Origin of the sequence: Clostridium sartagoforme, assembly GCF_004794105.1 — a bacterium.
GTDB lineage: Bacteria > Bacillota > Clostridia > Clostridiales > Clostridiaceae > Clostridium > Clostridium sartagoforme_B.
Genome location: NZ_SRYR01000001.1, coordinates 778220 through 803903 on the forward strand (window position 1 = coordinate 778220; position 25684 = coordinate 803903).

At 29.0% G+C, this 25684-nt stretch carries 25 protein-coding genes and 1 other annotated feature; all 25 genes read left to right on the forward strand.

Going from position 1 to position 25684, the window contains the following annotated elements; translation table 11 throughout:
- Window positions 1-7 precede the first annotated feature (7 nt).
- The 25 genes from mnmA to E5347_RS03580 all read left to right on the forward strand — a co-directional run bounded on the left by mnmA (window position 8) and on the right by E5347_RS03580 (window position 25682).
- Window positions 8-1090 (forward strand): tRNA 2-thiouridine(34) synthase MnmA, encoded by a 1083-nt coding sequence (gene mnmA, locus E5347_RS03460; RefSeq protein ID WP_136004682.1) that lies wholly within the window; start codon window positions 8-10, stop codon window positions 1088-1090.
- Window positions 1091-1176: 86 nt separating this feature from the next.
- A complete protein-coding gene (locus tag E5347_RS03465; protein ID WP_136004684.1) occupies window positions 1177-1659 on the forward strand; it encodes a PRC-barrel domain-containing protein in 483 nt (160 codons plus the stop codon).
- Window positions 1652-2683: an AI-2E family transporter gene (locus E5347_RS03470; RefSeq protein ID WP_136004686.1), complete on the forward strand. Its 1032-nt coding sequence runs from the start codon at window positions 1652-1654 to the stop codon at window positions 2681-2683. Before E5347_RS03465 ends, E5347_RS03470 begins: the two co-directional genes overlap by 8 nt.
- Window positions 2684-2746: 63 nt before the next feature.
- Window positions 2747-2924, forward strand: a binding site (T-box leader).
- 83 nt (window positions 2925-3007) lie between these two features.
- Window positions 3008-5647, forward strand: coding sequence for an alanine--tRNA ligase (alaS, locus tag E5347_RS03475; protein WP_136004688.1), 2640 nt, complete (start codon window positions 3008-3010; stop codon window positions 5645-5647).
- Between the two features lie 338 nt (window positions 5648-5985).
- Entirely contained in the window at window positions 5986-6243 is a 258-nt protein-coding gene (locus E5347_RS03480) for an IreB family regulatory phosphoprotein (protein WP_136004690.1), read from the forward strand.
- A gap of 45 nt (window positions 6244-6288) precedes the next feature.
- Window positions 6289-6705, forward strand: a complete 417-nt coding sequence (ruvX, locus tag E5347_RS03485; protein ID WP_136004692.1) for a Holliday junction resolvase RuvX — start codon at window positions 6289-6291, stop codon at window positions 6703-6705.
- Window positions 6706-6782: 77 nt separating this feature from the next.
- Entirely contained in the window at window positions 6783-7055 is a 273-nt protein-coding gene (locus tag E5347_RS03490) for a DUF1292 domain-containing protein (protein WP_136004694.1), read from the forward strand.
- Between the two features lie 32 nt (window positions 7056-7087).
- The gene (locus E5347_RS03495; protein WP_136004695.1) at window positions 7088-7558 is read left to right on the forward strand and encodes a Fur family transcriptional regulator; all 471 of its coding nucleotides are present in this window, start codon (window positions 7088-7090) and stop codon (window positions 7556-7558) included.
- Window positions 7559-7630: 72 nt separating this feature from the next.
- Window positions 7631-9298 carry a ribonuclease J gene (locus tag E5347_RS03500; RefSeq protein ID WP_136004697.1) on the forward strand — a complete coding sequence of 556 codons (1668 nt, stop codon included), beginning with the start codon at window positions 7631-7633 and terminating at the stop codon, window positions 9296-9298.
- Window positions 9299-9450: 152 nt separating this feature from the next.
- Window positions 9451-11277 (forward strand): translational GTPase TypA, encoded by a 1827-nt coding sequence (gene typA / locus E5347_RS03505; protein WP_136004700.1) that lies wholly within the window; start codon window positions 9451-9453, stop codon window positions 11275-11277.
- Between the two features lie 87 nt (window positions 11278-11364).
- Entirely contained in the window at window positions 11365-12372 is a 1008-nt protein-coding gene (mltG, locus tag E5347_RS03510; RefSeq protein WP_136004702.1) for an endolytic transglycosylase MltG, read from the forward strand.
- Window positions 12373-12402: 30 nt separating this feature from the next.
- A complete protein-coding gene (locus tag E5347_RS03515) occupies window positions 12403-13047 on the forward strand; it encodes an O-methyltransferase (RefSeq protein WP_136004705.1) in 645 nt (214 codons plus the stop codon).
- 5 nt (window positions 13048-13052) lie between these two features.
- Complete coding sequence (locus tag E5347_RS03520; RefSeq protein WP_136004707.1) at window positions 13053-14288, forward strand: peptidase U32 family protein; 1236 nt, start codon at window positions 13053-13055, stop codon at window positions 14286-14288.
- A gap of 21 nt (window positions 14289-14309) precedes the next feature.
- A complete protein-coding gene (gene udk / locus E5347_RS03525) occupies window positions 14310-14927 on the forward strand; it encodes a uridine kinase (RefSeq protein WP_136004709.1) in 618 nt (205 codons plus the stop codon).
- Between the two features lie 114 nt (window positions 14928-15041).
- Window positions 15042-16595, forward strand: a complete 1554-nt coding sequence (locus tag E5347_RS03530) for a penicillin-binding transpeptidase domain-containing protein (protein WP_136005842.1) — start codon at window positions 15042-15044, stop codon at window positions 16593-16595.
- A 327-nt stretch (window positions 16596-16922) separates the two neighbouring features.
- On the forward strand, window positions 16923-17618 hold the full coding sequence (gene sigK, locus E5347_RS03535) for an RNA polymerase sporulation sigma factor SigK (RefSeq protein ID WP_136004711.1): 696 nt from the start codon (window positions 16923-16925) through the stop codon (window positions 17616-17618).
- Between the two features lie 112 nt (window positions 17619-17730).
- A complete protein-coding gene (locus E5347_RS03540) occupies window positions 17731-18786 on the forward strand; it encodes a type IV pilus twitching motility protein PilT (RefSeq protein WP_136004713.1) in 1056 nt (351 codons plus the stop codon).
- Between the two features lie 468 nt (window positions 18787-19254).
- Window positions 19255-20376: a cell division protein FtsZ gene (gene ftsZ / locus E5347_RS03545; protein ID WP_136004715.1), complete on the forward strand. Its 1122-nt coding sequence runs from the start codon at window positions 19255-19257 to the stop codon at window positions 20374-20376.
- Between the two features lie 381 nt (window positions 20377-20757).
- The gene (locus E5347_RS03550; RefSeq protein ID WP_136004717.1) at window positions 20758-21555 is read left to right on the forward strand and encodes a sigma-E processing peptidase SpoIIGA; all 798 of its coding nucleotides are present in this window, start codon (window positions 20758-20760) and stop codon (window positions 21553-21555) included.
- Between the two features lie 4 nt (window positions 21556-21559).
- Entirely contained in the window at window positions 21560-22267 is a 708-nt protein-coding gene (gene sigE, locus E5347_RS03555; RefSeq protein ID WP_136004719.1) for an RNA polymerase sporulation sigma factor SigE, read from the forward strand.
- A gap of 82 nt (window positions 22268-22349) precedes the next feature.
- Window positions 22350-23126 carry an RNA polymerase sporulation sigma factor SigG gene (sigG, locus tag E5347_RS03560; RefSeq protein WP_136004721.1) on the forward strand — a complete coding sequence of 259 codons (777 nt, stop codon included), beginning with the start codon at window positions 22350-22352 and terminating at the stop codon, window positions 23124-23126.
- Window positions 23127-23192: 66 nt separating this feature from the next.
- The gene (locus E5347_RS03565; protein ID WP_136004724.1) at window positions 23193-23504 is read left to right on the forward strand and encodes a YlmC/YmxH family sporulation protein; all 312 of its coding nucleotides are present in this window, start codon (window positions 23193-23195) and stop codon (window positions 23502-23504) included.
- 75 nt (window positions 23505-23579) lie between these two features.
- Window positions 23580-24035 (forward strand): transcriptional regulator NrdR, encoded by a 456-nt coding sequence (gene nrdR, locus E5347_RS03570; protein WP_136004726.1) that lies wholly within the window; start codon window positions 23580-23582, stop codon window positions 24033-24035.
- A 198-nt stretch (window positions 24036-24233) separates the two neighbouring features.
- A complete protein-coding gene (gene pgeF, locus E5347_RS03575) occupies window positions 24234-24971 on the forward strand; it encodes a peptidoglycan editing factor PgeF (RefSeq protein WP_136004728.1) in 738 nt (245 codons plus the stop codon).
- A gap of 9 nt (window positions 24972-24980) precedes the next feature.
- The gene (locus E5347_RS03580) at window positions 24981-25682 is read left to right on the forward strand and encodes a winged helix-turn-helix domain-containing protein (RefSeq protein ID WP_136004730.1); all 702 of its coding nucleotides are present in this window, start codon (window positions 24981-24983) and stop codon (window positions 25680-25682) included.
- Window positions 25683-25684: the final 2 nt, after the last annotated feature.

A 25684-nucleotide genomic window follows, 5' to 3' on the forward strand; every position in this document is an offset into this window, starting at 1 on the left:
AAATAAAATGAAGAAAAAAGTAGTAGTAGGTATGAGTGGCGGAGTTGATAGCTCTGTTGCTGCATATCTTTTAAAAGAACAAGGTTACGATGTTATTGGTGTAACTATGAAGCACTTTGATGACGAATCAGAAGATTACGTTGAAAGGGAAGGTGGATGTTGTTCACTTTCTTCTGTAGAAGATGCTAGAAGAGTTGCTGATAAACTAGGAATACCTTTTTACGTACTTAATTTTAAAGAATCCTTTAAGGAAAAAGTAATTGATTATTTTGTTCAAGAATATATGGAAGGAAAGACTCCAAATCCATGTATTGCTTGTAATAAGCATATTAAGTTTGATGAATTTTTAAGAAGAGCTAAAGGGATTGGTGCTGATTTCGTAGCAACAGGTCATTATGCTAAAATAGAAAAAAATGAAGATGGAAGACATCTTTTAATTAAGGCAGATGATGATAAAAAAGATCAAACTTATGCTTTATATAACTTTACTCAAGAACAATTAAGTCAAACTTTGATGCCTTGTGGAAATTACACTAAGGATAAAATTAGGGAAATTGCAAAGGAAATAGGTTTAGCTGTTCATAATAAAAAGGATAGTGAAGAAATATGCTTTATACCAGATAATAATCATGGAAAGTTTATTACTTTAGTTAGACCTAATGAAGTAAAGCAAGGGAATTTTGTTGATAAGAATGGTAATGTTTTAGGTAAGCATAAAGGTATAGTATATTATACTATAGGTCAAAGAAAAGGACTTGGTTTAGCTTTAGGTTATCCTGTTTTTGTTACAGATATCAATCCTAATACTAATGAAGTTATAGTAGGCCCTGAAGAGGATGTATTTAAAACTGATTTAGTAGCTAAGGATGTTAACTTTATTCCTTTTGACAAATTAGATAAAGAAATAACTGTCTATGCTAAGGTTAGATATCTAGCAAGACCTGCAGAGGCTATTTTAACACCATTAGAAGATGGAAAAGTTAAAGTTTCTTTTAAAGATAAACAAAGAGCAATTACTAAGGGGCAATCAGTTGTATTTTATGATGGCAATTTAGTAATTGGTGGTGGAGTAATAGAAAATATAATATAAATAAAAAATTCCTATATTTTAAAATATGGGAATTTTTTTTTGCCTTTAGGAAATAATATATTTAGGGTTTATAGGAGGGTGATACTATGTTAAAGACTAAGGATTTTTATTTGCTAAAGGTTTATGATTTAAGGGGGAAGTACTTAGGGGTAATTGATGATGTATTTATAGATTTTAGTAATGGGTTAATAAAAGGATTTTCAATTTCTAACTATAAGTTTTTTAGTAAGAAAAATTTTATTGAAGCTTCAAATATATTGACAATTGAAGATGTAATGATAATAAAGGAATTAAGTATAAAAAAAGGGATATCTTTTAAAGAAATAAAAGATATTGACGTTAGAGATAGGAATAATAGCATACTAGGAATTTTAGAAGATTTAATTATAGAGAAAAGAGACTATTCAATTAAAGGACTAATTATTAGTTCAGGAATTTTTGATAGAATTTTTAAAGGGAAAGATATTTTACTGCATAAGGAGTGTATTTTAGGAGAAGATTTTATTTTGTACTATGGAAATAATGAGGTGAAACTAAAGACCCTTCCAAGAAAGAAAAGATATGTTTAGTTATAAGAAAAATAAAAAAATAATAAATTTCATAATATTAATCCTGTCAGTATTTCTAATATTTATACTTTATTTTAAGATCAAAACCATAAATAGTGTAGTAAATATTATTTTGATAAGCTTAATTTTTTCTTACTCATTAAAGCCAATACGAAATATTTTAACTGAAAGGATTAAACTAAATAAAAGAGCAGCATCTATATTTATTATTTTAGGGATATTTATAATTGTTGGAATATTTCTATATATATTAATTCCAAGCATATTAAAAGAGAGTAACAATATTGGTGATATTATTGGTAATATAGATGACTATATTGATAGCTTATACTCTAAGCTTAAGATAAATGATATAGAATTCTTAAAAAATATATATGTGATTATAAATGAAAAATTAAATACTTTCTTGGTTACTTTTTCTGAGAGTTTTTTAACTAATATTTTAGAGGGAATCGAGAATATTATATCCTTAGCGATAATACCTATAGTTACTTATTATTTTTTAGTTGATGGGGAATTATTATTTCATAAACTATTGCTTATACTGCCTACAGAAAAAAGAATAGTAATAAAAAAGGTTTTAACTCATATTGATAAAGTTTTAAGTAGATATATAGTAAGTCAGTTATTTTTATCTTTAATTATAGGCGTAATAACTAGTATAGCACTCCTTATTTTAGGAGTTAATTTTGCTATACCACTTGGGATATTCAATGGTATTCTTAATATAATACCTTATTTTGGTCCTATAATTGGTGGATTACCAGCTGTATTTGTAGCATTTATTTCTTCACCGAAGAAGGCTTTATTAACAGCCTTAGTTGTGTTTTTAATACAGCAGATAGAAGGAAATATATTATCTCCTAAAATAACAGGTGATAGTACTAATATGCATCCTATAATTATAATCATATTGCTTTTAATAGGTGAAAAACTAGGAGGATTTGTAGGTATGATAATTGCAGTTCCTATTGGTGTAATAATAAAGGTTATTTATGAGGATATTAACGATTATTTATTTTAAAACAAAGTAATTGACATATATTAAGAAATAAACTATAATTTCATTGAAAATAAGAAAATTTAATATATAGCTGTGAAGAGAATGAGTAAATATAATCTATATATTCAGAGAGGAAGTGGATGGTGAGAACTTCTTATATAATATATTGAAGCTATCTTGGAGCTATTTAAACTAAGTGATGCAAATTTTTTATTTTGCATAATTAGGGTGGTACCGCGGAATTTATGTTTTCGTCCCTTTTTTGGAGGGGCGGAAACTTTTTTTATTCTCTAGGAATTAAACTCACCTTTTATATATTAAAAAAGATAAAATGGAGGTAAGAATATGAAGTTTATAGGAACTAATGAGCTTAGAGAAGCTTATTTAAAATTTTTTGAAAGTAAAGATCATTTAAGATTAGAGAGTTTTCCTCTAGTTCCGAAAAATGATAAATCATTATTATTAATAAATGCAGGTATGGCTCCACTTAAGCCGTATTTTACTGGTCTTCAAGAACCACCAAGAAAGAGAATTACTACATGTCAAAAGTGTATTAGAACTGGAGATATTGAAAATGTAGGTAAAACATCAAGACATGGTACTTTCTTTGAAATGCTTGGTAACTTTTCTTTTGGAGATTATTTTAAAGAAGAAATTATTCCTTGGTCTTGGGAGTTTATTACTGAAACACTACAAATACCTAAGGATAAATTATATGTTACTATTTATTTAGAAGATGATGAAGCATTTGATATTTGGTGTAAAAAAACAGATGTAGATCCAAATAGAATATTTAGATTAGGAAAAGAAGATAACTTCTGGGAAATAGGGGTTGGACCTTGTGGGCCGTGTACTGAAATTCACTTTGATAGAGGTGAAGGAGTTATTACTAATGTTGATGACTTTGTAAAGGCTAGTGATGAAGATAGAGTAGTGGAATTCTGGAACTTAGTATTTACACAATTTGATAAGGATGAAGAAGGTAACTACAATAGATTAGCAAATCCTAATATAGATACAGGAATGGGTCTTGAAAGAATAGCTACTATAATGCAAGGTGTAGATAATATATTTGAAATAGATACAGTTAAAAATATATTAAATAAAGTAGCAGAACTTTCTAATGTTAAGTATGGAGAAAACCCTTCAAAGGATGTTTCCCTTAGAATAATTACAGACCACGTTAAATCAGTAACTATGCTTATTTCAGATGGGGTTCAACCAAGTAATGAAGGAAGAGGATATGTATTAAGAAGACTTCTAAGAAGAGCTGCTAGACATGGAAGATTACTTGGAATTAAGGGATTATTCTTAACTGAAATAGTTGAATCCGTTGTTGCAAACTATGGCGATGCATACCCAGCATTAAAAGAAAATAAAGAGTATATTGAAAAAATAGTTTCTTTAGAAGAAGAAAGATTTAATGAAACTATAGATTCAGGAATGGTTATTTTAAATGACTATATTGAAGAAATGAAAGCTTCGAATGAAGATGTATTAAAGGGAGAAAAAGCCTTTAAATTATATGATACTTATGGATTCCCTATTGAATTAACTGAAGAAATCTTAGAAGAAAAGGGACTTAAAGTAGACCATGAAGCTTTTAAAAAAGAAATGGAAGAACAAAGACAAAGAGCTAGAAGTGCTAGAGGAGAATCATCTTATATGGGAAGTGATGAAAGTCCAATTAATAAGATAGATGCTTCTATAAATACAGAATTTGTTGGATATACAAATGTTGAAGTTAATTCAAATATAGTAATTTTAGCAAATGATAATGACTTTGTTTCAGAATTATCAAAAGGTGAAAAAGGTTATATAGTTACTGAAAAAACTCCTTTCTATGCTGAAATGGGTGGTCAAGTTGGAGATAAGGGAACTATAAAAACTTCAACTGGTGAAGCTTACGTTTACGATACTAAGAAAAATGTTGGAGGAAAAACTATTCACTATGTTAAGGTTAATGAAGGAACTATTAAAGTAAATGATGAAGCTACGCTTAAGATAGATTTAATAAGAAGAAGTTATATAGCTAAGAATCATACTGCAACACATATGTTACATGAAGCTTTAAAGCAAGTTGTAGGAAAGCATGTTAATCAAGCAGGTTCTTATGTTGATGATGAAAGACTAAGATTTGACTTTGCTCACTTTAAGGCATTAACAGAAGAGGAAATTCAAAAGTTAGAAGACTTAGTTAACGTGAAAATTATGGAAGTCTTTAATGTGGATACTGATTTAATGACTTTAGATGAAGCTAAGGAATCAGGTGCTATGGCATTATTTGATGATAAGTATGGCGATAAAGTTAGAGTTGTAAGTGTTGGAGAATTCTCTAAGGAATTATGTGGTGGTACTCATGTTAACAATGCTGGTGAAATTGGTTTATTTAAAATAATTTCAGAAGCAGGGGTTGCAGCAGGGATTAGAAGAATAGAAGCTGTTACTGGAATAAATGCTATAAAATATCTTGAAGATAAGCAAAGATTGCTAAAAGAAGCTTGCACAGCATTAAAATGTGGTGAAAAAGATGTAGTTAAAAAGATTGTAGCTCAAGGTGCTGAAATTAAGGAAAAGGAAAAAGAAATTACAGAACTTAAAAGTAAGTTAGCTTCTGGAGTAGAAGATGAAATATTGACTTCAGTAAGAGAAATAAAGGGCGTTAAAGTAGCTTCTTATGGAGTTGAAGGTATAGATGGAAATGCTTTAAGAGATCTTGGAGATAAGGTTAGAAATAAATTATCAAGTGGTGTTGTAATACTATTTAGTAATGTAGGTGGTAAGGTTAACTTAATAGCTATGTCTACTAAGGATGTGCTAGATAAGGGTGTTCATTGCGGTAAGATAATTAAAGAAGTAGCTTCTATTGTTGGAGGCGGTGGTGGAGGAAGACCAGATATGGCGCAAGCTGGTGGTAAGAATCCAGAAAATATCAAAACAGCAGTAGAAAAAGCATATGAAGTAGTAGATTCTTTAGTAAAGTAGTATTTATTGTTTAATTAGTTATCTATATTATGTAGTTTTATATAATTAAAAGTAAAGATAATTATTAAGTAAAGTAATGTGGCTTAAAGCATAGATTATTTAACATTTATAGTTAGTTAAAGCACGAATTTTATTACTTAAAGTGGTTAGACATAAAATATATATAAATATTAAATAATAATATTTATTACAACTTATATACTTTTAAAGTTTTATGAGTTATAATATAATTAATTTAAGAAACCTTGTATAGAATTAAAAGTATATGAAATACTATAACTAGGAAACTATTAACTAAATATAAGTAAGGAGGTGGAGCTGCGATTTGCAGTGATTGTATGAATAATAACTTAGATCAAACAATGCAGTTTAATTTAAGCATCAACAAAGGAGATTTGACTAAATCAATACTAACAGATGTTTATAATGCGTTACAAGAAAAAGGTTATAATCCAGTAAACCAACTAGTTGGATATCTTATTTCAGGTGATCCTTCTTACATTACAAGCTACAACGGAGCAAGAGCTTTACTAAGAAAACTTGAAAGAGACGAAATTCTTGAGGAAGTTATAAAATCTTATTTAGAAATAAAATAAAGAGTGCCCGTTAATTCGGGCACTCTTTGTGTTTAAGGAGATAAAATGAGGATATTAGGTTTAGATATCGGCTCAAAAACAATAGGAGTTGCTATAAGTGATCCATTAGGATGGACTGCGCAAGGGATTACTACTATAAGAAGGAGTAAGAAAGAAAAAGATCTTGAGGATATAAAAAAGATTTGTACTGAATATTCTGTAGAAACAATAGTAATTGGTCTTCCTAAAAATATGAATGGAACTATAGGAGAATCTGGCGAAAAGGTTCAAGAGTTTTCAGAGCTTATAAAGGAATACACTGGAGTTAAGGTTGAAATGTGGGATGAGAGACTTACTACAGTAGCTGCTCATAAAGCTATGTTAGAGGCTGATTTATCAAGAGGAAAGAGAAAGAAAATAGTAGATAAAATTGCAGCAATTTACATACTTCAAGGTTATTTAGATAGACTAAGTAATAAATGATTTTTGAATTTCAATTGAAAATTATTATTGACAAGTTTAAAGGTAAAAATTACAATTATAAAAAAGGAGTTTATTTTATGGATAAAGATTTAAAGCAATTAGAATTATATGATGAAGATGGAAACTTAGTAAAATTAAATGTAGTAGCATTTTTTGATATAGTTAACCCAGAGACAGAAGAAAAGAGTGAGTATGTTATAGTTTATGACAATGATTATACTGAAGAAGATGTCTTTGCGTTAAAGGTAGGAGTAGATGAAGATGGAGATGATTTACTTATACCTATAGATGATGAAGTAGAACTTGCAGCAGTGCAAGAAGCATATGATACTATTTTTTCAGAAGAATAGTAAATAAAAAAGTAAAGAAAGGGGTGTTGAGTGTGGAACATTCAAATAGTGTAGATTTTAATGTCTTAAAGGAAGACTTAAAACAAAAAGGATATAAATTGACGCCTCAAAGAAGAGCCATAGTAGACACTATTATTGAAAAGGAAGGCGAGCATTTAACTGCAGAAGAAATATATGATGAGGTAAAGAAAAACTGCCCAGAGATAGGTTTAGCAACTGTATATAGAACTATAATCTTATTAGAAGAGTTAGGAGTTATATGCAAGCTTGATTTAAATGATGGTTGTAGTAGATATGAACTAGTTCGTAAAGATGAAGGGCATAGGCACCATCACTTAGTTTGTAATGAGTGCAAATGTGTAATAGAAGTGCAAGATGACCTTTTAGATGAATTAGAGGAAGAGGTTGAAAGATCTCATGGATTTAAGATCTTAGATCATAGCGTTAAATTCTTTGGTATTTGTAGAAAATGTCAAAGTAAAATGGATTTAAAAGAAAATTAATAGGATGAAAGAGGGTGCTTTGTTTGAAAGCAACCCCTTGAATTACATATTTTAGAAGAAGGAGGGGGCATATTGAAAAACGAGAAGGCAAAGGTTAGAATTATTCCTTTAGGTGGGATTAATGAAATAGGTAAGAATATAACTGCGATAGAATATAAGGAAGATATAATAGTTATTGATTGCGGACTTAAATTCCCAGATGAAGATATGTTCGGTATAGATTTAGTTATACCAGATATAAGTTATTTATTAAAAAATAAAGAAAAGATTAGAGGAATATTTTTAACTCACGGGCATGAGGACCATATAGGGGCATTACCTTATGTATTAAGACAATTAAATGTACCTGTATATGGAACAAAGCTTACTCTTGGAATAGTTGAGACAAAGCTTAAAGAGCATGGACTTTTAGGTTCAACGGAGCTTATTAGAGTAAAACCAAGAGATGTAATAAAATTAAATTCAGTATCTGTAGAGTTTATAAAAACAAACCATTCAATAGCAGATTCTGTTGCAATTGCAATTCACACTCCACTTGGAGTAGTACTACACACAGGGGACTTTAAAATAGATTATACACCTATTGACGGGGAACCAATGGATTTTGCAAGATTTGCAGAAATAGGAAAGAAGGGTGTATTAGCTATGATGGCTGACTCAACAAATGTTGAAAAGCCTGGATATACTTTATCTGAAAGAGTTGTAGGTGAAAGCTTTGCAAGACTTTTTGCAAAGGCAAAAGGAAGAGTTATTGTTGCAACATTTGCATCTAATGTTCATAGAATACAGCAAATTATAGATGCGGCAAGTATGCATGGAAGAAAAGTTGCTGTATCAGGAAGAAGTATGGAAAATATAGTTGCTGTAGCTGCTGAACTTGGATATTTAGAATTTGAAAAAGATATACTAGTAGGTATAGATCAAATTAATAAATATAATAATGATAAAGTTGTTATAATAACTACAGGTAGTCAAGGTGAGCCTATGTCAGCACTTGCTAGAATGGCAAACTCTGAACATAGGAAGGTAAATATTGTAGAGGGAGATACAGTAATTATTTCTGCTACACCTATTCCTGGAAATGAAAAATTAGTTTCTAAAGTAATTAATAGATTATTCCAAAAGGGTGCAGAAGTAATTTATAAATCATTATCTGAAATTCACGTTTCTGGGCATGCTTGTCAAGAAGAATTAAAGCTTATGCAATGTTTAGTAAAACCAAAGTTCTTTATTCCAGTTCACGGGGAATATAGACATTTAAAACAACATGGTGAACTTGCTATATCTTTAGGAATGCCAGAAGGAAATGTAGTAATACCTGAAAATGGTGGAGTTATTGACGTTAATAGAAATAGTATCAGAAAAAATGGAACAGTGACTTCTGGACAGGTATTCGTTGATGGCTTAGGAGTTGGAGATGTTGGTAATATAGTATTAAGAGATAGAAAACACTTATCTCAAGATGGTATATTAACAGTAGTTGTAACACTATCTAAGGAAAATAATTCAATTATTGCAGGGCCAGATATTATTTCTAGAGGATTTGTATATGTTAGAGAATCAGAAAGATTAATGGACGAGGCTAAAGAAATAGTTAAGGAAACATTAAGAGAATGTGAAGAAAACAATATTACAGATTGGGCTAGCTTAAAGTCTAAAGTAAGAGATGATCTTAGATCATATTTATATGAAAAGACAAAGAGAAAACCAATGATTCTACCGATTATAATGGAAATATAATCTTTTAGGTTGACATTTCTTTATAATAATCTTAGAATAAATATAGTTTTAATAAATCATTAGAAAATTGGATGCCTAGGTATCCAATTTTATTTTGGAAAAAATAATTTATAGGTTTACATTGATGAAGAAACCTTATTGGAGGAAATTTAATGAATTTAAGTAGTAGAGAAGATATTAGAAATATTGCTATAATAGCGCACGTTGACCACGGAAAAACTACATTAGTTGATGCTTTATTAAGAGGTAGTCATATTTTTAGAACAAATGAAAAAGTTGAAGAAAGAGTAATGGACTCTAACGATTTAGAAAAAGAAAGAGGAATAACTATTCTTTCTAAGAATACAGCACTTATGTATAACGATGTTAAAATTAACGTTGTTGATACTCCAGGACATGCTGATTTCGGTGGAGAAGTTGAACGTGTTCTTAAGATGGTTGACTCTGTATTATTAGTAGTTGACTCATATGAAGGACCAATGCCACAAACAAAGTTCGTTTTAAAGAAAGCTTTAGAATTAGGTCTTAAACCTATAGTTGTTATTAATAAAATAGACAAACCAAATGCTAGACCAGAAGTAGTTATAGATGAAGTATTTGAACTGTTTATAGAGCTTGGTGCAGATGATGATCAATTAGATTTCCCAATAATCTATGCATCAGCTAGAGAAGGTTTTGCAAGATATAATGTAGAAGATACAAATAATGATATGGTGCCATTATTTGACACTATAATAGATAATGTTGAACCTCCAAAGGGAGAATTAGATGGACCATTCCAAATGCTTGTTACTACTTTAGATACTAATGAGTATGTAGGAAGAATAGCAATTGGAAAGATTCATAGAGGTAGAGTTAAAAAGAATCAACAAGTTGCATTAGTTAGACAAGATGGAAGCACTTCAAACTACAAAGTTTCAAGTATATTTACATATAATGGTTTAAATAGAGAAGACGCACAAGAAGCTGCACTAGGAGATATTATTGCATTAAGTGGTATTCCTGATTGTAATATAGGGGAAACTATAGCAGATGCTTTAAATCCAGAAGCTCTACCATTTGTTGAAATTGATGAGCCAACATTAAGCATGAACTTTATGGTTAATGACTCTCCATTTGCTGGAAAAGAAGGTGATTTTGTTACTTCAAGACATTTAAGAGATAGATTATTAAAAGAACTTGAAACTAACGTAAGTTTAAGAGTTAATGAAATATCACCAGATTGTTTTGAAGTTTCAGGAAGAGGAGAACTTCACTTATCAATTTTAATAGAAACTATGAGAAGAGAAGGATATGAATTCCAAGTTTCAAAGGCAAGCGTTATTTTAAAAGAGGAAAATGGTAAAAAATTAGAGCCGATGGAATACTTAACAATTGATGTTCCAGAAGAATTTATGGGACCTGTTATGGAAAAACTTGGGCCAAGAAAAGCCGAAATGGTTAATATGACTTCAGCGGTTAATGGATATACAAGATTAGAATTCGTTATACCTGCAAGAGGATTAATTGGATTTAGAAATGAGTTTATGACTGATACTAAAGGTAATGGTATAATGAACCACGTATTCCATAGTTATGATAGCTATAAAGGAGAACTTCCAGGAAGAAGTAGAGGATCTATTTGTTCATTCGAAGAAGGAGAAGCTATAGCTTATGGATTATTCAATGCACAAGAAAGAGGAACATTATTTATAGGGTCAGGAGTGCCTGTTTACCAAGGTATGATAGTTGGAGAATGTTCTAGAGCGGAAGATATAGATATAAATATATGTAAGGGTAAAAAGCTTACAAATACTAGAGCATCAGGTTCTGATGATGCAGTAAAGCTTACACCACCAAGACAAATGTCATTAGAACAATGTCTTGAATTTATAAATGCAGATGAATTAGTAGAAGTAACTCCAGAAAACATAAGAATGAGAAAGAGAATTTTAGATTCAGCAGAAAGAAGAAGAATAGTAAGTAGAAATAAAAAATAATAAAAATCTTTATTACTAAAAGGAAAAGTATTATAATAGGGTAAATAGTCTAAATTAGGCTATTTACTTTCTATGTAGGGGGTTTTTATGAAAACTTTAAGCAAAAAAACTATAACTATTATTATAATATTATTACTTTTACTTATATCATCAGTGTACTTTGTTTCTGCAATAAATAATCCTTTAAAAGGAAATGAAGATATAGTAGTAAGAGTTGAAGATGGGGATAATTTTTACAGTATTATAAATAAGCTAGAAGAAGATAAGAAGCTTAAGAGTGTATCTATGATAAAGTTATATGTTAAGGTTTTAGATAAAAGCGTGGATGTTAAACCAGGTGAATATTTATTATCTAAAGATTCATCTGTAAAGGATATTATTAATGCATTGAATACTGATTCTTCATTAAATAAAGTTAAATTTACTGTGCCTGAAGGATATTCTATAGAGGATATAGCTATTAAGCTTGAGGACGAGGGAATTTGCAGTAAAAGTGATTTTATTTTAGCAGTTAAAGAATATCCATTGCCTTCTTATGTTAAACCTAATGAAGAAAAGAGATATAATTTAGAAGGATATTTATTTCCAGATACATATATAATAGAAATTGGTGAAACACCTAAAGAAATAATCTATAAGATGATTAAAAGATTTGAAGAAATGTTAGATGAAGCTAGTAAAGCTACAAATGTAACTGTTAAAGATAAAGATATAGAAACAGTAGTTACAATTGCATCAATGATAGAAAAGGAAGCTAGATTAGATAATGAAAGACCTACTATAGCTTCAGTGATAGTTAATAGATTAAATGTTGATATGAAGCTTCAAATCGATGCTACTGTTATTTATGCTCTAGGAGAACATGTAAATATAGTTACGTATGATGACTTAGAAATAGACTCACCTTATAATACTTATAAAAATTATGGGTTACCAGTTGGACCAATTTCTAACCCGGGTATAGAGTCAATTAAGGCTACATTAAAACCTGAGAGTACAGATTATCTATTTTACGTGTTAAAGGATGATAATAGTCATTATTTCACAAATGATGACGAAGATTTTTTAAGAAAACAAGAGGAACTTGGATACTAATATAATTACTTACTATTTTGGAGGAAGACCATGAGTGGAATTACCCATGATTATATGGAAGATTATATAAGGAGCTTAATACCAGAATCTACTGATAAATTTAAAGAGTTAGAAGATTTTGCAAAGGAGCATAAGGTTCCTATAGCTCAAAAAGAAACAGCTAAATTTTTAGAATTTATGGTTAGTATGAAGAAACCCTTAAGAATATTAGAACTTGGTACTGCAATAGGCTATTCTGCAATATTAATGTATGAAGCTTCAGGATATAAGGCAAGTATTACTACTATAGAACGTGATGAAAATATGATAAAATATGCTAGTGAAAACTTTAAAAAATATAATTTAGAGGATAAAATAGAAATTAAAGCAGGAGATTGTCTTGAGGTTTTAGAAAGCTTAGAGGAACCTTATGATTTAATTTTTATGGATGCAGGTAAAGGTCATTACAATCACTTTCTACCACATTGCTTAAGACTTCTAAAAGAAGATGGAATTATAGTTGCCGATAATGTATTATTTAGGGGAATGGTAGCATCTAATGATTTAGTTAAAAGAAGAAAAATAACTATAGTAAAAAGAATGAGAAAATACTTAGACATAGTTTCTAAGGATGAAAATTTAATAACTTCTGTAATACCAATGGGGGATGGAATTGCAGTGACTAAAAGGAGGTAAGAATAATGAAAAAGCCAGAGATTTTAGCACCAGCAGGGAGCCTAGAAAAATTAAAAATAGCCATCGATTTTGGAGCGGATGCCGTTTATATAGGTGGAGGAAGATTAAATTTAAGAGCCTTTTCTGATAACTTTACTAATGAAGAAATGGCTGAAGGAATTAAATACTGTCATGATAGAGGGAAAAAATTATATGTAACTATGAATGTATTCCCAAGAAATCATGATTTAACAGGAGTAGAAGATTATATAAAAGGTCTTTATAATTTAGGAGTAGATGCAATAATAGTTGCTGACCCTTCAATAATTATGGCAGCAAGAACTGCAGCTCCAGATTTAGAAATACATTTAAGCACTCAAGCTAACGTTACTAACTGGATGGCAACTAAGTTCTGGTATGAACAAGGTGTTAAAAGAGTAGTTTTAGCAAGGGAATTAACTTTTAATGAAATAAATGTTATTAAGGAAAATATACCTGAAGAATGTGAACTTGAAGTGTTTATACATGGATCAATGTGTGTTGCATATTCAGGAAGATGTTTAATTTCTAACTATATGTTAGGAAGAGATGCTAATAAGGGTATATGTTCTAATGCTTGTAGATATAAGTATTATTTAGTAGAAGAAACAAGACCAAATGAATATTATCCAGTAATTGAAGATGATAATGGAACTTATATTATGAATTCTAAAGACTTATGTATGATAAATCATATTCCAGAACTTATTAAAAGTGGAGTACATTCATTTAAAATAGAAGGTAGAATGAAGAGCGAGTTTTATGTTGCTTCAGTAGTTAAAGCTTATAGAGAAGCAATAGATACTTACTTTGAAAATCCAGAAGGATATAAGTTTAAGGAAGAATGGCTTGAAACACTTCTTAAAATTAGTCATAGACAATACCACACAGGATTCTTCTTTGGAAAAACTGGTGAACAAAACTACGAAGGCTCTTCATATGTAAGAGATTATGATATTGTTGGAGTAGTTAAGGGGTATGATGAAGAAACTAAAGAAGCTACAATTCTTCAAAAGAATAGGGTTTTTGAAGGTGATGAGGTAGAAATTCTAAGAGCGCATACACCATACTTTAATGTTAAATTAAACAAAATGTTTGATATTGAAAAGAACAAAGCAACAAATGTAGCTAATAGAGCACATATGATGTTCAAGGTTAAAGTAGATACTGAGCTTAAGGAAAATGATATGCTAGTTAAAGGCAAAAGAGTTTTAGAGCTTTAAACATAAGAAGGAGGAACTATAATGGAAAAGCCAATACTAATTGGAATAACTGGTGGAACAGGATCAGGTAAAAGTAGTATTGCAGATGCAATATATTCAAGCTTCTCAACAGAATGTATTGCTATGATTCAGCAAGATATGTACTATAAAGATCAAAGTCATTTATCTATGGAAGAAAGAGTTAAAACTAACTATGATCATCCAAGAGCATTTGATAATGATTTATTAATAAGTCATCTAGAGACATTAATGAAGGGTGAGTCAATAGATAAACCGATTTATGATTTTTCTTGTCATAATAGAGCTAAAGAAACTATTAAGGTACACCCAAGACGTATAATAATAGTAGAAGGAATTTTAGTTCTAGAAGATGAAAGATTAAGAGATCTTTTAGATATTAAAGTATATGTTGATACAGATGCTGATATTAGAATCTTAAGAAGATTAGTTAGAGATATAAACGAAAGAGGAAGAACTGTAGATTCAGTTGTTACTCAATATTTAGAAGTAGTAAGACCTATGCACTTACAGTTTACAGAACCAACTAAAAGATATGCAGATATTATAGTTCCAGAAGGCGGACAAAATAAGGTTGCAATAGATATACTTGTAACTAAAATAAAAGATATTTTAAAATAGTGAATAAACAATACCTTCCAAGGCTAGAATTAAGCCTAGGGAGGTGTTTTTTTGTTTAAAAAAATTAATAAAATTAATAGTAAAAGGATATTAATAGTAAGTGGTTTATTCTCGATGATAAGTTTATTTTTAGTAGTAAGACTATATTTTCTTTTAATACATCCTTCTAAAATAGTTTCTGGAGATATTGAAAACTATCAATATGAAACTATAGCACAAAATAAATATAAAGTTTTAGATACAAATGGAATGGATTTAACAAAATATAATAAAAAATATATATTAGTTTTAGATACTAAGCCTTTTATGCTAAATAACTATGAAGAAACACTAGAGGATTTAATGGCTCTTAATTTTATTATGAAGTCAGAGGATGCGGAATTTAATTATTCGGATATTATGAAGGAAAATGGAAAGATATATTATGCTATAAGTGAAGAAACTTATGAGAAAGTTAATAAGCTTAAAAATATAAAAGGAATTTATACTTATACTTTTGATGAAGTAGATGCAAAAGAAGCTTGGAAAACTAATATTTTTTTATCTAATATAAATGATGATAATATTATAGAAAATTCCTTAGAAAGTGACTTAAATAATTATTTAAAAGATAACTCCTATCCAGCTTCAAAATTTTATTTAAATGATAAGGCTGTTTACAGTAAAGGTGAAGAGGTTTCAGAAAATAATAATAATATTAAGTTAACAATAGATTCAAATATAGAAGATAAGATAAGAGATATTTTAAATAAGAGTGATTATGAATTTTTAAAAAATGTTGGAGTTGTGTTATCGGAGGCTAGTACAGGGAAAATTAGAGCTATGGTTCAAAAAGATGAAAGTCAAGCTAATGTTAATTTAGGAATAGGCCAATTAGGATATGAACCAGGATCTATTTTCAAGGTTATAACTGAGGCTATAGCCTTAGATAAAGGGCTTATAAGTCCAACAGATACCTTTGTTTGCTCAGGAGAAATATGTATGAAGGATGGAAAGCCATATAGCCATGGAACCCTTTCTGTGGAAGATGCCCTTAAAGTATCTTGTAATGATGTTTTTGCTAAAGTAGGTAATAAGATAGGGTATAGTGATATGATTGATTATTTAAATAATATGGGCCTATTTGAACCTGTATTAAATCTAAAGGGAGATAATAGAAATGAAGCTTCAGGTGTTAAACCTACTTTAGAAAATAGTATGAATAATATAGCCATTGGCCAAACAATAATGGTTACACCAATTCAAATGGTAGGACTATATAATACTGTTATCAATAATGGAATTTATAATAAGCCTACAATAGTCGAGGCTATTGTAGACGATAATAATAATGTTATAGAAGAATTTAATAGTAAGGAAACTAGAATATTTAGTGAAACGGCATCGAAGTTAACTAAAGAAACTATGTCAAAGGTAATATGGGAAGGATCTGGCTTTGAAGCAAAGGTTGAAGGCGTAACTATAGGGGGAAAGACAGGAACATCAACAGGAAGTGGAGGAACTAATCACGGATGGTTTGCTGGATATTTTGAGATGAACGGTAAGTATTACTCATTAGTAGTTATAGCACCTAATATAGGTGAAAAACATCCAGATGGAAGAGAACTTGGAGGCGGAAATACGGGTGCACCAATATTTAGAGATATAGTAACAGAACTACTACAATGAAAAATTAATAATGAAGAATGAAAAATTGATGAAAAAACTCCTTTAGGAGTTTTAAAAGTAATTAATTTTAGTAATGACCTAGGAATTACATCAATAATTCTTCATTTTTAATTCTTAATTTGGCTATTTGTGCCACAGCCCCTTGAAAATATAATATTAAAATTCATTTATGAGTTTTTTTCTTAATCTTACTTCTTAACTTTTAGTTCTTACTTTTTACTTCTTCGAAAAGCGCTAGTGGTTTCATATAATAAGAAATTTAAAATCTAAAGCAATATTTTTGAATTTCATCATATTATATAATAAGCACTACTAGGAGGAAGTTCTGTGTTTTTTTTAGCTAATATTTTAGAATTGCTTTGTAATTCAGTATTTTTAACTGGGTATATTACGGGCAACAATACATTTCCAAAGCCCCTTGATGAAGAAGAAGAGGAGCGTTATTTAAGACTATTTAAAGAAGGTGACAAAGAAGCTAAAAGCATATTAATTGAAAGAAATTTAAGGTTAGTTGCCCATATTGTAAAAAAATATAATTTCCCAAACAAAGATATAGATGAATTAATATCTATAGGCACAGTTGGGCTAATTAAAGCAATAGATTCTTTTGATTCCGGAAAAGGAACAAGACTTGCAACATATGCTTCAAGGTGTATTGAAAATGAAATTTTAATGCTTTTTAGAAATAATAAAAAGCAAAAAAATGAAGTTTATCTTCAAGATCCAATAGGAGTCGATAAAGAAGGAAATGAAATTTGTTTAATAGATGTATTAAGTAGTGAGAGAGATTCTGTACTCGAAAAGGTTGAAAGCAACTTACAAATCAGACAGCTTTATAAAAAAATAGGTGCATCTCTTACTGAGAGAGAAGGGGCTATTTTAAAAATGAGGTATGGACTTATAGATGGATTGTGTCGTACTCAAAGAGAAATAGCAGTACTTTTAGGAATATCAAGATCATATGTTTCTAGAATTGAAAAAAAAGCTTTAAAAAAGCTTAAAAAGGAAATGTCAAATAAGTAGAAAACTACAAAAGATGATAATAATTTAAATAATATAATGGATTAAGGAGGAAACTAGGCTATTTTATCGAATTAATTATATTGATAGAGAAATGACCTAGGGGGTAAGAGGAATGTATTTGTTAAATGAATTATTAAAAGAAACTATAGATAGGGGCGCTTCAGACTTACATTTAACAGTTGGATTACCTCCAACTATAAGATTAAATGGTAAATTAATTAAACTTGGTGAAGATAGATTAACTCCAAATAAATTAACTGAGTATGCAAAGGAAATATTACAAGATAGCTTTGAAGAGTATAATAAAATAGGAGAAATTGATACGTCATATTCTATACCTGGAACTGGTAGATTTAGAGTAAATGTATTTAAACAAAGAAATAGTGATGCAATAGCTATAAGGGTAATTGCATTAAAGATACCAACTTTAGATGAATTAAAGCATCCTAAAGTAATAAAAGATATAGTGCAAAAGCAAAGAGGACTAGTTTTAGTTACAGGACCTACAGGAAGTGGTAAAAGCACAACTTTAGCTGCAATGATAAATGAAATTAACAACACTAGGGAAGCTCATATTATTACATTAGAAGATCCTATAGAGTATTTGCATAAGCATAATAAATGCATTATTAACCAAAGGGAAATAGGAAAAGATAGTTCAAGTTATCAAAGTGCTTTAAAGGCAATATTAAGAGAAGATCCAGATGTTATACTTGTAGGGGAGATGAGAGACTTAGAAACTATTTCAATTGCAATTACAGCAGCTGAAACAGGTCATTTGGTATTCTCCACACTACATACCATAGGCGCGGCCAAAACCATAGATAGAATAATAGATGTATTTCCACCTCACCAGCAACAACAAATTAGAGTACAGCTAGCAGCTGTTCTTCAAGGGGTTATATCACAACAGTTAGTACCAATTGCTTATAAGGCAGGTAGAGTTGCAGCCCTTGAAGTTATGACTACAACTCCAGGAATACAGAATTTAGTTAGAGAAGGTAAAACCCATCAAATTGAATCTGCAATTCAAACAGGTGGTAAGCATGGAATGAAGACTATGGATATGGCTTTAGCAGAATTATATAAAAAAGGTATTATAGATGAAGAAACTGCTTTAACATATTCAGTAGATAAGGAAACTATTAAAAGGATAATGATTTTATAAAAAACAGGGATTTCTCTGTTTTTTATAAAATTAGAATAGTTAAAAGGAAATTTTTAATTTACGTTGAATAACTTATATGACATAATTGGTATTTCGTTAAAAAAAATCTATAAGATTTTATTAAAATGAAGATTATGCCTAGGAAAAGGTTGAGTTATTTTAATTTAAATGATAAAATTATAATTGAATTTTATTAAACTTAATAAAAGAAATTTAGGAATTATTATCTAATTTGTATTTATTAGTTTTTTTATTAAAGTAATAATAAAATTGTTCTTATAATTTTAAATGATAAAAATCTACACATATTCTCTTTATATTACAAAAACATTGTTTTAAAATCTAAAATTATTGTTAATTAGAGATAATATGTTGTAAAATTAAATTATAACAGTATTAAAGAATTATGTTATTGAGAGAAACAAAGTAGAAAATTACTAGTAGATATTTTCTAAAGGAGGAGTTATTTTGTTAGATTTCGAAGTAGATATGCAAGAGTTAACCAATATTAAAGTTGTTGGTTGTGGAGGCGGCGGTGGAAATGCCGTAAATAGAATGATTGCAGAAGGGTTAAAGAATGTAGAATTTATAGCTGTTAATACAGATAAACAAGCTTTAATGTTATCACATGCTAATGTGAAAATTCAAATTGGAGAAAAATTAACAAAGGGTCTAGGAGCTGGTGCTAACCCTGAAATAGGAAAAAAAGCAGCAGAAGAAAGCAGAGAAGAAATAGAAGAAGCTATAAAAGGTGCCAATATGGTATTTATTACTGCTGGTATGGGTGGCGGAACTGGTACTGGTGCAGCACCTATAGTTGCAGAAATTGCTAAGACTATGAACATATTAACTGTTGGAGTAGTGACAAAACCATTCCCGTTTGAAGGGAAAAGAAGAATGAGACATGCGGAAATGGGTATTGAGAACCTAATGAAAGCAGTAGATACATTAGTTATAATTCCTAATGAAAGACTATTAAGTATGGCTGATAAGAAAACAACTCTTTTAGATTCATTTAAATTAGCTGATGATGTTTTAAGACAAGGGGTACAAGCTATTTCTGACCTTATTACTATACCTGGGGTTGTTAACGCCGACTTTGCTGACATAGAAACTGTTATGTTAAATAAAGGACTAGCTCATATGGGAGTTGGACATGGTACTGGGGATAATAAAGCTCATGATGCAGTTAAGCAAGCTATATCATCACCACTTTTAGAAACAGGTGTAGATGGAGCAACAGGAGTTATTATTAACTTTACAGGTGGAGTAGACTTAGGAGCTATCGAAGTATATGAAGCAGCTGATATAGTTAGAGAATCAGTAGATCCTGATGCTAATATTATATTTGGTGCTGTTATAGATGAAACGTTAACAGATGAAATAAGAATTACTGTAATAGCTACTGGGTTTGAGGGCGATAATGAAAAACTTATAAATCGTGAACCTGTATTCGAGAAAAAAGTAGTAAAAGAGACTAGGGAAGAAGTTATAGAAAGTCCTAGGGAGAATACTAAAAAAGTTGATCCACTTTTAGACTTTGAAACTGATAGTGTAAATATTCCAAGTTTTTTAAGATCAAGAAAATAGAAATTAGTTAAAGATCAAGAATTTATTTCTTGGTCTTTTTTATTATTAATTATAATAAATTAGAATCCATAGAATATTTATTATTTATTTTATTTACTAATAGTCAATAATTTATAAATTCTTTTATTAGTATTAAAGTAGACATATATAATTTGCAATGAGCTAGAATTAAGCAATGAAATAAGCAAATTTATATAGGTCTACTTTTTTATTCTATAACATATTAATAATTATAATCTATATTGTTATATTTTATTATTTTAATTAAATAACTGTAACTATATGTAATAAATGATAGATGAAAATAAAAAATACGTTGATTGATTATGACAAAATTCTAAAACCAAGCAGTTTATAATTTATAGTAAAGGAGGGGGAGAGATGATTGTTTATGTAGATATGATTTTAATTGAAAACTTTATAGTAAATTTATTTTTACTATTAATAACCTTTAAAGTACTTAGATATCGGTATTATAAGAGTATTTACTTGTCAGCTATTATAGGTTCTTTATATACCTTAGTATTATTTTATGATAATAAAGTACTTGTTTCTATACCTTTTAAAATTATGGTAGCTATTTTAATGATAATAATTAGTTTAAAAAGTATCAATGTATTAAAGACTATAAAATCAGTATTATCCTTTATAATATCATCTTTTATATTATGTGGATTAACTTTTTCTTTTTCCTTCTTAGAAAACTACTATAGTATTTTTAATTCCTATAGTATAAATAATTACTCAATAAAATATCTAATAATTGCCTTGATGTGTTTTTATATAGTTTCACTTAGAGTAGCAGACTATATTAAAGATAGAGCAAAGGTTAGTAATTTTATTTATGATATTGAAGTGAGTAATGAAAAGAAAACTATATTTATAAAAGGCTTATTAGATACAGGAAATGCATTAACAGAACCAGTTACTAATTTACCTTGTATAATTGTGGAAAAGGATTTTTTAGAAGAGTTTAGTACTAAAAATAGCGAAGAATTTACAATTCCATTTAAAACTATTGGAGAGGAAGGAAATCTTAAGGGATTTAAGATTAAAGATGTAAAGATAAGAGGAGCTGATATGGAGTGGAAGATTGTAGATGTTGTTATTTGTAAATGTAAGAATAAGTTGAGTAAAGAAAATGAGTTTAATGCATTATTATCAAGAGGAGTAATTTAAGGGTATGATGAGTTTAAGAGTATTACTAAATAAGATACTAGTAAAGCTAGGTATATTTAATAAAGAAGTATTTTATGTGGGAGGAAGTGAAGCGCTACCACCACCGCTAAAAAAGGAAGAAGAAGAGGAATTAGTAGAAAAGTTAATACATGGAGATGAATCTATAAGAGATATTCTAATAGAGAGAAATTTAAGACTGGTTGTATATATAGCAAGAAAGTTTGAAAACACAGGTGTTGGTGTAGAGGATTTAATTTCTGTTGGTACTATAGGTCTTATTAAGGCAGTAAACACTTTTAATCCTGAGAAAAAAATAAAACTTGCAACATATGCATCTAGGTGTATAGAAAATGAAATATTAATGTATTTAAGAAGAAATAGTAAGGTAAAGGCTGAAATATCTTTTTATGAGCCTTTAAATATAGATTGGGATGGGAATGAATTATTATTATCAGATATTTTAGGAACTGAAAATGATACTGTATATAATTTAATTGAAGATGAAGTAGATAGAGAATTATTATTTTTAGCTCTTAAAAATTTAAATGATAGAGAAAAAGAAATAGTTAGATTAAGGTTTGGGTTAAATGGAACTAGGGAAAAGACTCAAAAAGAAGTGGCAGATATGCTAGGTATATCACAATCTTATATTTCTAGACTGGAAAAGAAAATAATTAATAGATTAAAAAAAGAAATCAATAAAATGATTTAAGGTTGTCTTGGGTATAAAAAATATTACTATCGGGGATACTTTTTAATGCAGTATGTTATTACTTCATAAGGAGTTGATAAGCTTGATTATTAATAAGGTAGAAATATGTGGAGTTAATACATCCAAGTTACCTGTATTAAAGGAAAAAGAAAAAAGAGAGCTACTTTTAAAGATGAGGGATGATGGAGATAAAAGTGCTAGGGAATCATTTATAAAAGGAAATTTAAGATTAGTTTTAAGTGTAATTCAAAGATTTAATAATAGAGGTGAAAATGTTGATGATTTATTTCAAGTTGGATGTATTGGCTTAATGAAAGCTATTGATAATTTCGATTTAGGTCAAAATGTAAAATTTTCTACCTATGCAGTTCCTATGATTATAGGAGAAATAAGACGATATTTAAGAGATAATAACTCTATTAGAGTAAGTAGATCCTTAAGGGATATTGCATATAAGGCATTGCTGGTAAGAGATAAGCTGATTAAAGAGAATGATAAGGAACCTACTGTATCACAAATTGCAAAAGAACTAAACTTACCTAGAGAAGAAGTGGTTTTTGCATTAGATGCTATTCAAGATCCGGTTTCTTTATTTGAACCAATTTATCACGATGGAGGAGATGCAATATATGTAATGGATCAAATAAGTGATTCTAAAAATACTGATGAAAGTTGGCTTGAGAATATTTCAATAAAAGAAGCTATGAAAAAGCTTAATGATAGAGAAAAACTTATACTAACATTAAGATTTTTCAATGGAAGAACTCAAATGGAAGTGGCTGATGAAATTGGAATTTCACAAGCTCAAGTATCAAGATTGGAAAAAACTGCATTAAAGCATATGAGAAAATATGTTTAGAGCTCTTTTATAGAGCTCTAAAAAATGAAATATTAAGTACAAGCTTTTATGAAATGGGGGATTATTATGGGTTTTTTTGATAATAATGAATTTGAAAATGAAGAAGTAGTTGAAGAAAGTGGAATAACATTACATTCCTTAAATGCTTTAAGAACAATGGAAGTAATAGATATAAAAACTGGTTCTAAGATTGGATTTATAAAAGACTTTGTTATAGATATAAAGGAAAGCAGGATAGTATCTATTTTATTGCCAGGAATGGCAAAAGGATGGTTTGGAAAAGAAGAAGATATAGAAATACCCTGGGATAAAGTGAAAAAAGCAGGAATGGAAGTAGTATTAGTAGATAGCAGTGAAGTGGATGGTCTTAAAAAGTAAAAAATCCTAGCAAATAATAAGGAAAAAATGTATAATTTATATTGTACTAGATAAGTTAGGAAAGGCGTGAATTAAATGAGGTGTCCATTTTGTTCCTTTGAGGAAAGCAAGGTAGTAGACTCAAGATCAACTGATGATAATACTACAATTAGAAGACGTAGAGAATGCTTAAGTTGTAGTAAAAGATATACTACATATGAAAAAGTAGAGGATATTCCTATTCTTGTTGTTAAAAGGGATTCTACAAGGGAAAATTTTAATAGAGAAAAGATAATTAATGGGTTAATTAGAGCATGTCAAAAAAGACCTATTTCTAGAATGCAAATTGAAGCAATGGCTGAGGATATAGAAAAAACAATTAGTAATAAAATGATTACTGAAGTAAACTCAAAACATATTGGTGAAATGGTAATGGATAGACTTAAAGATATTGACGAGATATCTTATGTAAGATTTGCATCTGTATATAGAGAATTTAAAGACATTAACACATTTTTAGAAGAAATAAAAAACTTAGTTCATAAAAAATAGGACTGTTTACAATGATTTAAGGATCGTTTTAGCAGTCCTTTTTCATTTGTATTTTATATTTTAGATAGGTACTTATATTTAACTAAATTTAAAGTTAAGTTAAAAATAAGTTAAAATATGATGAGACAAGCTAAAATAAATAGAAAAAAGTCCATATTAATGGTAAAATTAATAAAAATATAATAATGAGGTGAATTAATGAAAATCTTGTATGCTAAAGATTTTAATAGGGTGTTAGACTTCCTAACAATAAACTTAGATGGAGTTACGTTGGCCTTTTCAACTGCTGAAAATGACAGAAGCTTTAATAGGCATAAGGATTACGGAATAAACAATCTAAATAGCATTGTTAAAGATTTTAATATAAATAATATAAAATACCTAAATCAAATTCATAGTGATGAAGTGCTTGTTTATAGAAATGATTTTGAAAATATTACTGATAAAGAAGGGGATGCATTAATTACTAGTGAAAAAGAATGTGCTATTGGAGTATTTACAGCTGATTGTGTTCCAATTATTATAGTTGATGATAAAAATAAGGTTATAGCTGCTATTCATAGTGGGTGGAAAGGAACTTATAATTCAATAGTTACAAGAACCTTAGAAAAAATGATTGATGAATTTAATATAGATATAGTTAATACTAAAATTTTTATTGGACCACATATTAGGCAGTGTTGCTACGAAGTATCAGAAGACCTTAAGGAAAAGTTTATAGATAAGACAAATATAGATAGGGATATTTTATTTAAGGGAAGAAATCTTAGTTTAGAAGAGTGTATTTTAAAGGATGTTAGAGAGTTTGGTATAAAAGAAGATAATATATATTCTTTAGATCTTTGTACTCATTGTGAAGAGGATATAAAACTATTTTCATATAGAAAATCTGTAGGAACATATGGAAGATTATTTTCATTTGCTTTTATTAAATAGGGAGGTTTAATTATGCAAGAAAAAATATTGGTAGTAGATGATGAAGATCATATTGTAGAGCTTATAAGTTATAACTTAATTAATTCAGGATATACAGTTTTAACTGCAAACAATGGTTTAGATGCTGTGAGTATAATTAAGAAGGAAAGGCCTAATTTAGTATTACTAGATTTAATGCTTCCTGGTTTAGATGGGTTTGATGTATGTAAATCTGTTAGAAGTGATGCTGAAACAAAGGATATTTCAATAATTATGTTAACAGCAAAAGGTGAAGAGCTTGATAAGATATTAGGACTTGAACTTGGAGCAGATGATTATATAACAAAGCCTTTTTCAATTAGGGAGCTTTTAGCAAGAATAAAAGCTATTTTAAGAAGGACAAAATCCTCATCTGCAAATGAAGAAATATTTAAGACTAATGAAATATATATTAATTTTGAAAGAAGAGAAGTATCAATTTTAGATAATAAAATTGATTTAACTTTAAAAGAATTTGAGCTTTTAGAAATCCTTGTAAAAAATAGAGGTAAGATATTAACTAGAGAAACTTTATTAGATAAAATATGGGGATATGAATATGTAGGTGAAACTAGAACTGTTGATGTTCATATAAGATATTTAAGAAAGAAAATTGAAGTAGACGATAAGAATCCAAAATTTATAGAAACTATAAGGGGAGTAGGATATAGATTTAATCCTAATTATAATTAAAT